At 63.8% G+C, this 11774-nt stretch carries 10 protein-coding genes; 7 read left to right on the top strand and 3 right to left on the bottom strand.

The genetic code is table 11. From position 1 onward, the window contains the following. Window positions 1-37 precede the first annotated feature (37 nt). From torT to ASC48_RS06340, 3 genes are all read left to right on the top strand, one after another. Entirely contained in the window at window positions 38-1111 is a 1074-nt protein-coding gene (gene torT / locus ASC48_RS06350; protein ID WP_055454952.1) for a TMAO reductase system periplasmic protein TorT, read from the top strand. 386 nt (window positions 1112-1497) lie between these two features. Next, on the top strand, window positions 1498-3015 hold the full coding sequence (locus ASC48_RS06345; RefSeq protein WP_055454951.1) for a sugar ABC transporter ATP-binding protein: 1518 nt from the start codon (window positions 1498-1500) through the stop codon (window positions 3013-3015). 23 nt (window positions 3016-3038) lie between these two features. Continuing rightward, complete coding sequence (locus ASC48_RS06340; protein ID WP_055454950.1) at window positions 3039-4049, top strand: ABC transporter permease; 1011 nt, start codon at window positions 3039-3041, stop codon at window positions 4047-4049. Window positions 4050-4235: 186 nt separating this feature from the next. Here ASC48_RS06340 and ASC48_RS06335 read toward each other — a convergent pair whose 3' ends face one another. Further along, window positions 4236-5054, bottom strand: a complete 819-nt coding sequence (locus ASC48_RS06335) for a MerR family transcriptional regulator (RefSeq protein ID WP_055454949.1) — start codon at window positions 5052-5054, stop codon at window positions 4236-4238. Between the two features lie 145 nt (window positions 5055-5199). Here ASC48_RS06335 and ASC48_RS06330 point away from each other — a divergent pair, with 145 nt between their 5' ends. Next, window positions 5200-6477 (top strand): 4-aminobutyrate--2-oxoglutarate transaminase, encoded by a 1278-nt coding sequence (locus ASC48_RS06330; RefSeq protein WP_055455269.1) that lies wholly within the window; start codon window positions 5200-5202, stop codon window positions 6475-6477. 2 nt (window positions 6478-6479) lie between these two features. Continuing rightward, window positions 6480-7958: an NAD-dependent succinate-semialdehyde dehydrogenase gene (locus ASC48_RS06325; protein ID WP_055454948.1), complete on the top strand. Its 1479-nt coding sequence runs from the start codon at window positions 6480-6482 to the stop codon at window positions 7956-7958. Window positions 7959-8105: 147 nt separating this feature from the next. On the opposite strand, the gene ASC48_RS06320 is transcribed toward ASC48_RS06325, so the two are convergent. Together ASC48_RS06320 and ASC48_RS06315 are read right to left on the bottom strand one after the other, a co-directional pair. Beyond that, a complete protein-coding gene (locus tag ASC48_RS06320) occupies window positions 8106-8324 on the bottom strand; it encodes a helix-turn-helix domain-containing protein (protein ID WP_055454947.1) in 219 nt (72 codons plus the stop codon). A gap of 10 nt (window positions 8325-8334) precedes the next feature. Continuing rightward, window positions 8335-8937 carry a hypothetical protein gene (locus ASC48_RS06315; protein ID WP_055454946.1) on the bottom strand — a complete coding sequence of 201 codons (603 nt, stop codon included), beginning with the start codon at window positions 8935-8937 and terminating at the stop codon, window positions 8335-8337. Window positions 8938-9154: 217 nt separating this feature from the next. Here ASC48_RS06315 and ASC48_RS06310 point away from each other — a divergent pair, with 217 nt between their 5' ends. Both ASC48_RS06310 and mgtE read left to right on the top strand, forming a co-directional pair. Beyond that, window positions 9155-9547: a hypothetical protein gene (locus ASC48_RS06310; protein ID WP_055454945.1), complete on the top strand. Its 393-nt coding sequence runs from the start codon at window positions 9155-9157 to the stop codon at window positions 9545-9547. Window positions 9548-10386: 839 nt separating this feature from the next. Next, the gene (gene mgtE / locus ASC48_RS06300; RefSeq protein WP_055455268.1) at window positions 10387-11766 is read left to right on the top strand and encodes a magnesium transporter; all 1380 of its coding nucleotides are present in this window, start codon (window positions 10387-10389) and stop codon (window positions 11764-11766) included. The last annotated feature ends 8 nt before the right edge of the window (window positions 11767-11774 follow it).

Here is an 11774-nt window from a genome sequence, read left to right as displayed (position 1 = left end):
AAGAACAAGACGCAACCTTTCAACCGGGGAAGACAACATGACACGCACTGCCTTCAAGGGGCTTTCGGCCTCAATGATCCTGCTTGCCTCGATGGCCCCGTCTCTGGCAGAGACCTGGTATCCCTATGATGCCACCGAGATCACCCCTGCCTTCTCGGCGGACGGCACGCCCTCTGACGTGCAATACACGCCGCTCGAAAAGGCCAGCCAGCCTTACAGGATCTGCGTCTCCTTCCCGCACATGAAGGATGCCTACTGGCTGGGCGTGGACTATGGCGTTGCCGAACAGGCGAAGGATCTCGGCGTCAAGATGACGCTCGTGGAAGCGGGCGGCTACACGGAACTCGCCAAGCAGATCTCGCAGATCGAGGATTGCGTCGCCGGCGGAGCGCAGGCGGTGGTGATCGGCGCCATTTCCTATGACGGGCTCAACAATCTCGTTTCGGAGCTGGCGGCGAAGAACATTCCCGTCATCGATGTCGTCAACGGCATGTCCTCGCCCAAGCTGACGGCCAAGTCCCTCGTTTCCTTCTACACCATGGGCTTCGAGACCGGAAAATACCTTGCCGCCAGGCACCCGAAGGGCAGCGATCCGGTGAAGGTGGGCTGGTTCCCCGGTCCCGCAGGCGCCGGCTGGGTGGAAGCGGCCAACAAGGGCTTCATGGATGCGGTCAAGGACTCCGGCCTCACCATTCTGGACCCCAAATATGGCGACACCGGCAAGGAAGCCCAGCTGAAGCTGGTGGAGGACGTGCTGCAGGCCGAACCGGACGTGCACTACATCGCCGGAACCGCCGTCACCGCCGAAGCCGCACAGGGCCTCATCCGCGAGCGCGGGCTGCAGGGCAAGGTGGACCTTCTCGCCTTCTACATGACGCCGGGCGTCTATGAGGGCATCAAGCGCGGCTTCATCGCCGCCGCCCCCGCCGACTCCATGGTCATTCAGGGCCGCATCGCCATCGACCAGGCCGTCCGCGCCCTCGAAGGCAAGGAGCTGATCCAGCACGTCGGCCCGAAGATCTTCGTGGTGGACGGGGACAACATCGCCACCGTCTCCAAGACCAGCATCCTGCCCCCGGACGGCTTCAAGCCGGTGTTTACGGTGGAGTGATGCGGATGGTGAGGCGCCATTGGTGACATAGCGCCTCACCTCCCCTCAATGATCAGCGGATTCATACATCAGGTTCGAACTCCGCCCGCAATGACGCATTTGCTTTCCGGGAAGACGCCAGCCGCCCCCCTCCCCCTGGTGGGGAGGGGTGAGGGGTGGGGGGGCTCTGAGCCTGCAACTACTTGAAAGATAGATACTTTCTTCAGAGGGCTAACAGGTGTTCGGGATCATTCGTCTCTGTACCCGGTGGAGACGCTCTCCCCCCACCCCTTACCCCTCCCCACGAGGGGGAGGGGGGCGGAGAAGCCCCGCCGGGGAAACAGGTTCCGCCACTGCCGCAACAGCCCGGAAGACACCACAGGCACAGTCCTGAAGGAGAATGGCAGATGTCCGTGAACCGGAAGCCGCTCGTCGAGATGACCGGGATTGCCAAGCATTATCCCGGTGTGAAGGCCCTTGATGGCGTGAATTTCACGCTGGAGGCGGGGGAAGTGCACGTGCTGTTCGGCGAGAACGGCGCGGGCAAGTCCACCCTCATCTCGATCCTTGCAGGCGTGAACCAGCCCAGCGCCGGAGAGATCCGTATTGACGGAGCACCGGTGCATTTTGCAGGCGTGCGCGATGCACAGGCCGCAGGCGTCGGCGCGGTGTTTCAGGAATTTTCGCTCGTGCCCACCATGACGGTGGCCGAGAACATCTATCTGGGCGATGAGCCCCGGCGCGGCCCTTTCATCGACCGGCGCGCCATGCGGCGCGAGGCGCGCACCCTCTTCGCCCGGCTCGGCTTCGATGTGGACGTGAGCCGCCGCGTGCTGTCGCTCTCGCGCGCCGGGCAGCAGATGGTGGAGATCGCCAAGGCGCTGCACCGCAAGGCGCGCATTCTCATTCTGGACGAGCCCACCGCCTCCCTGACCGAGCGCGAGACGGAACGGCTCTTTGCCTTCATCCGTTCCGCCGTGGCGGAGGGCGTGGGTGTCGTCTACATCTCCCATCGCATCCAGGAATTTCAGGCCATCGCCAGCCGCATCACCGTGCTGCGCGACGGGCGGCTGATCGGTACGGTGGATGCAAAGGGCATCAGCGAAAAGGCGCTGGTGGAGATGATGACGGGCCGTCCGGTGGACGAGATCTACCCGGCCATCACCCGCGCCGCCGCGCCTGAGCCCGTGCTCACCATCCGCGGCCTTCATGCCTGGGGTGTCGAGGGGGTGGATCTTGATATCCGGCAGGGCGAAGTTCTCGGTGTCGCCGGGCTGGCCGGTTCGGGCAAGTCCCGCTGCTTCCGCGCCATGCTGGGCCTCAACCGCATCGAGGCGGGCGAGGTGCGGCTGAAGGGCCGGGATGTGACGGGGCAGCCGGTGCGCCGCCTGCTGCGCGAAGGCATCTTCTACCTGCCGCCGGACCGCAAAAGCGAAGGTCTGGTGCTGGGCGCCACCACCCGCGACAACCTGAAACTGGCGCTGATGGACCGGGCGGACATGCGCAGCGCCGCCGGTCTGCTCTCCCCCTCGCGCCTGTCAGCGGAGGCAGGCCGCATTGGCCGCAAGGTGGATCTGGCGGATGCCTATATGGGCCGCATGGCCTCCAGCCTCTCCGGTGGCAATCAGCAGAAGATCCTCTTCGGCAAGGGCTTTGCCGAAGGCCGGGAGATCTACATCTTCGACGAGCCGACCGTCGGCGTCGACATGGGCACACGCGCCGCACTCTACCGCATCATCAAGCAGGTGGCGGAAGCGGGAAAGGCGGTCGTCGTCATCTCCTCCGACCTGCATGAAGTGATGCACCTCGCCCACCGGCTCATCGTCTTCTCGCATGGGCGCATCTCCGCCGAATTTGATCAGATAGAGATTTCCGAAGAGGCGGTTCTGCGCGCCTTCTTCAGCAACGAAAGGCATGCCGCATGACGCTCGACGCCGGGACCGCCCCCATGGCGGCCAGAACGCTGCCCAGCCGCGCGGGCTCGCTTGCGCGGGAAACCTTCCTGCGCACCGGAGTTCTGCCCCTGTTCATGACCGCTGCCGTGGTGATCTTCACCCTCGCCTCGCCGCAGTTCCTGACGCTTGGCAACCTGACCAACGTCGCCCGCCAGTCGGTCTATCTGATCCTTGTGTCGCTGGGGCAGATGACGGTGCTCATCACCGGCGGCTTTGATCTTGCGGTGGGCACCGCCATCGCCATGACTTCGGTCGTCTCGGCCATGATGATGGTGCATCTAGGCGGCATCTTCCCCGATGCCGGATGGCTGGTGATCTTGCCCGGCCTTCTCGCCGGCCTTGCCGCCGCGCTGGCCATCGGCATGGTCAATGGCTTTGGCGTCGCAAAATTCGGCGTCTCGCCCTTCATCATGACGCTGGGCGTGCAATCGGCTGGCGCGGGCGCTGCACTGTTTCTGACCGGCGGTGTTCCGGTCGGCAACCTGCCCTATGAGTTCGGCAACCTCTTCGGCTTTGGCCGGGTGGCGGGCGTTCCCGTGCCGGTGCTGGTGGCGCTCGTTGCCATTGCAGTGATGTGGGTGCTGATGAACCGCACCCGCACGGGCGCACGAATCTATGCCATCGGCGGCAACATCAAGGCGGCGCAGCTGTCCGGCATCAACACGGTGCGCACGCTCTTCATCGCCTATCTCATCTGCGCCGCCCTTGCTTCCATTGCCGGCATCCTGCTGACAGCCCGGGTGGAAAGCGGCGAGACCAATCTGGGCGGCACGATTGCCATGGAATCCATCGCCGCCTGCGTCATCGCCGGGGTGTCGCTGCGCGGCGGCATCGGCCGGGTGGAGAATGTGGTGCTGGGCGCCTTTTTCATCGTGCTGGTGCAGAACGGCATGAACATCATGCAGATCGGCTCCTACATGCAGATGGTCCTGCTGGGCGGGCTGCTCATCCTTGCCGTGGTGGCTGACCAGTACCGCTACCGCATGCTGACCGGCGGGCGGTAACACCCGTTCGGGAAGGGAGGGGGCGGCACCACCCACCACCGCACTGGCCGCTCCCTCCCGGCCTCCCTGCTGATTGATCTGCCTCATACCAAAGCTTTCGATGCTGACGCATCACGCCTTGAAAAGGTTCAAGCGCCGCAACGGCTTAACCAGTTCTCGATGAGTCGAGTTCATCGTGAACTGGTATCAGAACGACGCCGGAGTGTTGACCCACAGGAGCACGGTTTCGCCGCCGCTGAGATTGCGCCAGGAATGCGGGCGGCGGCTTTCAAAGTAGAAGGAATCGCCCGCCTGCAAGGTGATGAAGCGGTCCTGCTCCAGAATGATCTCCAGCGCCCCGGACAGCACATGGACGAATTCCTCGCCCTCATGCGCATAGGCGCCTTCGCTCGACGCGCCGGGGGCAAGCACGAAGCGGTGGCACTCCATCTGGAACGGCCCTTCCGCCAGCACCTGCACCACCACACCGGAGGCGGTGGGCGGCCAGCTGGCCCAGGTGCCGCTGCGCACAAGTGACTCGCCCGTGCTGTTGCCTTCAGTGCCCGTAAGAGCTGCCAGCGTGGTGCCGAAATGCCCGGCCAGATCGCGCAGCCCCTTCAGCGACAGTCCCTGCGAGGTGCGCTCGAAGGTGGACAACACGGAAGACGACACGCCAATGGCCGCGCTGACCTGCCCGAGCGTCTGCCCGGCCTCACGCCGCAGATGGCGGAACTTCGGCCCCAGTTGCGGCGCAACGGCACGGCGGGCAGCCTTGCGCTGCCGGGATGGCTTGCCCGCCGTCTCCGCCAGCCCCTCGCGGATGGCTGCCGGATTGATCCCCTTTTCCTGCCGCAGCCAGCTGATCTTCTTCAGCTGCTCCACATCGGCCTCACTGTAGAGCCGCTGGCCCTTGTCCGTGCGCAGCGGCTCGATCAGGCCCTGGCTCTCCCACAGCCGCAGCGTGGAGGCGGACACACCGGCCATGCGTGCCGCTTCGGCGATCTTGAAACGCACCGGTTCAGTCATGGCCTTGCGCCTCTCCGCTGTTCGAATCCATGGCCACTAAAAAGTGGCACAGGCGGGATTGCAACTCTACAGAAAAAATGTAGAGTTTTATCCCGGTGACGCGGACCGGCAGTTTTCATGAGGTCCGCCCTGTCTGGAGATGAAGATGCAGAATTCTCAGATCGCGGCCCGGCGGGCTGCTGCCATTTCGCGCGGCGTCGGCGTGACGACGCAGGTCTATGCCCACAAGGCCGAGAATGCCGAGATCTGGGATGTGGAAGGCCGCCGCTACATCGACTTTGCCGCAGGCATCGCCGTGGTCAACACCGGCCACCGGCATCCGAAGGTGATAGAGGCCGTGAAGGCGCAGCTCGACAGCTTCACCCACACCTGCCACCAGGTCGTGCCTTACGAAAACTATGTGGCACTGGCCGAAAAGCTGAATGCCGCCGTGCCCGGCGATTTTGCCAAGAAGACCATCTTCGTCACCACCGGCGCCGAGGCGGTGGAAAATGCCGTCAAGATTGCCCGCGCCGCCACGAACCGGCCTGCCGTCATCGCCTTCACCGGCGGCTTTCATGGCCGCACCTTCATGGGCATGACGCTGACCGGCAAGGTGCAGCCCTACAAGGCCGGCTTCGGCGCCATGATGCCGGACGTGTTCCATGTGCCCTTCCCCGTCGAGCTGCATGGCGTATCCATCGAGGATTCGCTCTCCGTGCTCGACAAGCTGTTCAAGGCAGCCGTGGATCCGGCGCGCGTTGCCGCCTTCATCGTCGAGCCCGTGCAGGGCGAAGGCGGCTTTTATGAAGTGCCGCGCGCCTTCATGGAGAAGCTGCAGGACGTCGCCCGCAAGCACGGCATCCTGCTGATTGCCGACGAAGTGCAGACCGGCTTTGCCCGCACCGGCAAACTCTTCGCCATGGAGCATTACGGCGTCGTGCCGGACATCACCACCATGGCAAAGGGCCTTGGCGGCGGCTTCCCGATTGCCGCCGTCACCGGCCGCGCCGAGATCATGGATGCCCCTGCCCCCGGCGGCCTTGGCGGCACCTATGGCGGCAACCCGATTGGCGTTGCAGCTGGTCTTGCCGTGCTCGAAGTGATCGAGGAAGAGGGCCTGTGCGAGCGCGCCGTCAGCCTTGGCAACCGGCTGAAGCAGCGCCTCTCCAGCCTTGCCGCAAGCGTGCCGCAGATTGCCGACGTGCGCGGCCCTGGCTTCATGAATGCGGTGGAGTTCAACATTCCGGGAACCCCGGCGCCGGACCCGGAGTTCACCAATAGAGTGCGTGAGAAGGCGCTGGAGCGCGGCCTGATCCTGCTCACCTGCGGCGTCTACGGTAACGTTATCCGTTTCCTTGCGCCCATCACCATTCCCGACGATGTGTTCAGCGAGGCGCTGGACATTCTCGAAGCCGCGCTTCTCAGCGCGAAGGAAGGCTGAACATGACGATTTCCACCTCTCTCCTGTCCCGCCTGAAGGACGCTTCGCTCGTTACGGACAAGGCCTATATCAACGGCTCCTGGCGCATAGCCAGCGAAAGCGGCGCCACCTTCGAGGTCACCAATCCGGCCAATGGCGAGGTCATCGCCACCCTGCCGGACATGGGCCGCGAGGAAACCGCGCAGGCCATCGACGCCGCTCATGCCGCGCAGGTTGCCTGGGCCGCCCGCACGGGCAAGGACCGGGCAGCGGTGCTGCGCAAGCTCTTCGACCTGATGGTGGCCAATGCCGATGATCTGGCCACCATCCTGACCATGGAAATGGGCAAGCCGCTGGCCGAGGCGCGCGGCGAAATCCTCTATGGCGCCTCCTACATGGAGTGGTTCGCCGAAGAGGCCAAGCGCGTCTATGGCGACACCATCCCCGGCCACCAGCCGGACAAGCGCATCATCATCATCCGCCAGCCGGTGGGTGTGGTCGCCGCCATCACCCCTTGGAACTTCCCCAATGCCATGCTGGCGCGCAAGCTCGCCCCGGCGCTGGCAGCAGGCTGCGCCATGGTCTCCAAGCCCGCTGCCGAGACCCCGCTGTCCGCCCTGTCCCTGGCCGTACTCGCAGAACGCGCCGGTCTTCCGGCAGGCCTCTACAACGTGATCCTGGGCACCGATGCACCTGCCATAGGTCAGGAATTCACCAGCAACGCCAAGGTGCGCAAGCTCACCTTCACCGGCTCCACCGAGGTTGGCCGCATCCTGATGCGTCAGGGCGCAGACAACATCATGAAGCTGGGGCTGGAACTGGGCGGCAACGCGCCCTTCATCGTCTTCGAGGACGCGGATCTTGATGCTGCCGTCGAGGGCGCCATGGTCTCGAAATACCGCAACAACGGACAGACCTGCGTCTGCGCCAACCGCATCTATGTGCATGCGGATGTCTACGACGCCTTCGCAGAAAAGCTCGCAGCCAAGGTTTCAGCCATGAAGGTGGGCGATGGCTTCGAGGAAGGCGTTAATGCCGGTCCGCTGATCGATGACGCCGCCCTTGCCAAGGTCAACGATCACATCGCCGATGCCACCTCGAAGGGCGCCAAGGTCATGCTGGGCGGCAAGGCCCACCAGCGCGGCGGCCTGTTCTTCGAGCCGACCGTTCTGACAAACGTGACCCCGGCCATGAAGATCGCCCGCGAGGAAACCTTCGGCCCGGTCGCCCCGCTGTTCCGCTTCAACACCGAGGCGGACGTGATCGCCATGGCCAACAACACGGAATTCGGCCTCGCCTCCTATTTCTACTCGCGCGATGTGTCGAAGATCTTCCGCGTCGCCGAGGCGCTGGAATATGGCATGGTCGGCATCAACACCGGCCTCATCTCCACCGAAGTCGCCCCCTTCGGCGGCATCAAGCAGTCCGGCCAGGGCCGCGAAGGCTCCCGCTACGGCCTCGAGGACTATACCGAGATGAAATACCTCTGCCTCAGCATCTGAGGACAGGAACAGACGGAAGCACAAATCCCCCGGGGCGGGCACGCTCCGGGGGATTTTGTTTTTCCGGGCGGTTTAAGTCCGGACGCTCCCTGTTCAGCCCCCTCGGCGGGGGCACTGTCGATGAAGACGGGAGCCGCCGAAAGTGCTCTAGCTTGAGCTCTCGCCGCTCCGGTAGATCAGAATGTCGCCGGGCTGACATTCCAGCGCCTCGCAGATCCGCTCCAGAGTTTCGAAACGGACACCCTTGACCTTGCCGGACTTGAGCAGGGACACGTTCTGCTCGGTGATGCCGATCTTCTCGGCCAGTTCCTTTGACCGCATCTTGCGGCGGGCGAGCATGACGTCGAGTTCTATGATGATGGGCATACCGGAAGCCTCAGACGAACTGCTGGTTTTCTTCATGCGCGAGGGCTGCTTCGCGCATCACCCATCCGAGCAGAAGCACAAGCGCGCCCAGAACCAGGAACAGGATCTGCCCGGCCTCCAGCGAGAGTGAAATCTGTTTCCCGCCTTCCGGCAGGTCAAAGGTCATCAACACCGAACTGACTGGATCGAAAACGAAATCCATCGCCCCGAGGACGAGCAGCCACCTGCCGCTCTGCACGATAAATGACAAGGTGCGGCTTGAGAAAAAGGCCAGCTCGGCAAGACGGGCGAAGAGCTGGCGCAGCTTCCACAGCAGCATCAGCACAGCTTCAATGAGGATGACCAGCAACAGCGTGATGCCGATGCGCTGAGGCAGGCTGATCTCAAGAATGACGCGTGAAACGCCGCCGATATCGATCGTTTCCTCCGGGCCGTATCCCAGCAGCCCCGGCGCCGGCAGCACTACGCAGACCAGCAGGCCGAACAGGGCGGTGATAGACGCGAGACCGGTCAGAAGCCACTTCATGCCTCCGGAAAAAGACTGGATGCGATGCAGGCGGTGCGCCTGATCGTCACTGGTCCTGAACAGGGAATGAAAGATGCCGGATGCCATGGGAAACGTCCTGATAGGGGCTACTGGGTTCAGTAGTACCGCTCATGCCGGCACCCCGCAATGAGAGAACAATGCAATTGACAAAAAATATAATTCATTCATTTGAAAATTATTGAATAACAATAAAAAATTGATCTGATCCGTAGTCCCGGTCCGGGAATTCGACTGCCACCCGGCAGCCCGCCGGCCGGATGATGATCGCCTGGAGCAGAGCCCCATGCGTTTTTCCTTTGTTTCCCTGAACCGCTCTGCCGCCCGCACCGGAGTGCGCGGCCTTGCCGCGGCGATTGTCTGCTCGGCTGCATTGCCAGCCTTCGCCGCCGATATGCCCGGCAACCTGCCGGACTATAAGAACGTCAGCTCGCATGAGCGTAAAAAGCCGCTGTTTGCCGGCAGCTACATGGGCCTTGAGGCCGGTGTGTCCGGCAACACCGGCAGGAGCAAGGGCAGCGGCAAGAAGTCCTCGTCGCGGATGGACGCGGCCTTTGGCCTGTTCGGCGGCTACAACTGGCAGATGGGCAACAACAAGAAGCAGTCCTTCGGCTCCACCACCTTCAAGGAAAGCTCCACCAATCATCGTCTGATGTTTGGCGCCTCCTACGCCTTCTGATCCCCTCTGGAAGGTAAAAGACGCGCCAGACCGGGCCACCGCTCCCGTGGCGGCCCGTTGTTTTTGCTGCGATTTTCTGCAGACGCCAGCAGCCCGCTGCAGGTCTTCGGTGCGGTCAGCGCCATTTTTCCCTTGATCTCAACAAACCATCGGCCTATTTGACTTTCGTCCGCGCTGGTGCAGCTGCGGGCCAATCTGACAATCGAGAGAACCATGGACGGCTATTCTAGTCGTGGCGTCCTGAAGCGGGCGCCACTCCAGACAGAACAGATCGCTCCCGGCAAGGGCCGGGTGACCGGCGGCGTCCACGCCTGAGGGCGGCCCCGTTCACCTCTTCCCCCGCCGTGAGGGGTCGCAGGAGGTGAACAATGAACAAGCTCATCTTGTTTCCGCAGGCTGGCCGGCTTCTGCCGGAGCATGCGATCTTCCCAGCAGCAAAGGCACAGGCCAGCCATTTCCGGCCTGACGTGCGGCAAGGTGCACGGCCTGTCTCCGGCCGCCAGCTGATCTGCCGCTGGTCTGTCCCCCATTCAAACGGCAGGCTCTGCTGCCGCTGGACCACCGAGGACCCGGCCGCAGACGACGGCGCAAGCATGCAGTCTGCACGATTGCCGCTTGCACTGCGCCAGCCTAGCCTTACCGGCTGCCTGCGGGCAGCCTGAACCCAGACCGGAGCACTCCCATGGACGACCGACCTAGACGTTGGGCCGCGCGGCATTCGTGCCCCGTGGCCATGCCCCTCAAGCCCATTCCAACTGCCCGCCGGCGTCTGATCCTGCCACCTTGTTGATGGCGGGTCCTCCGCCGGTGGCCGCCTGACCATCGACGGAGTAATGACCATGACCACCCTCATCACGGCCGCAGCCTTCCGCAGCTTCCTTGACCGCAAGGACACCGGTTCCATCAAGGCCGCGCTGGCCGACCGGCATCCGGCAGACATCGCCTCAGTAACCGCAAGCCTCGCCCCGGAGGAGATCACGCAGATCCTGCTGCTTTTGCCCGAACGGCGCGGGGCGGAGGTTTTCGGCTATTACGAGCCCGCCATCCAGGTGGCGGTTGCCGGTCAGCTGAGCCGGTCCGATCTGGCCCGGCTTGTCACGGCGATGTCGCATGACGAGCGCGCCGATCTTTTCAACCGGCTGACACCCGATCAGCAGCAGGCACTGCTGCCCGGGATCGCCCATGCCGAGCGCGAGGATATCCGCAAGCTGGCCTCCTATCCCGAGGGCACGGCCGGCTCGATCATGACCTCCGACTATGCAACTCTGACGCCGGATCTCACCGTCCGTGAAGCCATCGACCGGCTGCGGCAGGAGGCCCCCGACCGGGAGACAATCTACGAGGCCTATGTGGTCGATGACCAGCGCCGGCTGACCGGTGTCGTGTCCCTGCGCGATCTGCTCCTCGCCCGCGACGAGGTGCAGGTGTCCAGCATCATGCGCAAGGGGGTGATCTTCGCCCATGTGCAGGACAAGCGCGACAGCGTGGTGCAGAAGATTGCCGACTACGACCTGCTGGCGCTGCCCATTGTCAATGGCGGCAATGCGCTGGCCGGCATTGTCACCGTTGATGACGCCTTGGATGCCGCCGAGGCCCAGCGCGGGCGCCGGGTGCTGCAGTTCGGCGGCAACGTCGCTCCCGGCGGCGGTCCTGACCTCGATCTCAGGGCCTCCAGCTTTCTGGAGATGTTCAAGGTCCGCTCATTCTGGCTGATCATGCTGACTGTCTTTGGCGTGATCACCAGCACCTTCGTCGCCGCTCAGGAGGAAATCCTGAGCCAGACCATTGTTCTGGCAGCCTTCATCGCTCCAATCGTCGACATGGGCGGCAATACGGGCAGCCAGTCCGCAACGCTGGTCATCCGTGCCATGGCGCTTGGCGACCTCAAGCTGCGCTGGCGGGACATCTGGTTCGTGATCAAGCGCGAAATCCCCGTGGCGCTGACGCTCGGCGTTATCATTGCCCTGCTTGAGGCCGTGCTGGCCTATTTCAGCAAGGGCGTGGGAGGCGATGTGCTGCTGGTGGTTGGCCTGTCCATGGCCGCCTGCACCGTGCTGGGCGGGCTGATCGGCGCGCTCCTGCCGTTTGCCGCCCGCCGCATCGGCACGGATCCGGCCACGCTGAGCTCGCCGATGATCACCTCGATCATGGATCTGCTCGGCGTCTTCATCTACTTCGGCCTCGCCTATGCCTTCCTCGGGCATCTGCTGGCCGGCTGACGGGCCCG

Source organism: Pannonibacter indicus, from assembly GCF_001418225.1.
GTDB classification, from domain to species: Bacteria; Pseudomonadota; Alphaproteobacteria; order Rhizobiales; family Stappiaceae; genus Pannonibacter; species Pannonibacter indicus.
Note: the sequence above shows the minus strand (reverse complement) of the source record. Positions and strands in the feature narration are given on the sequence as shown.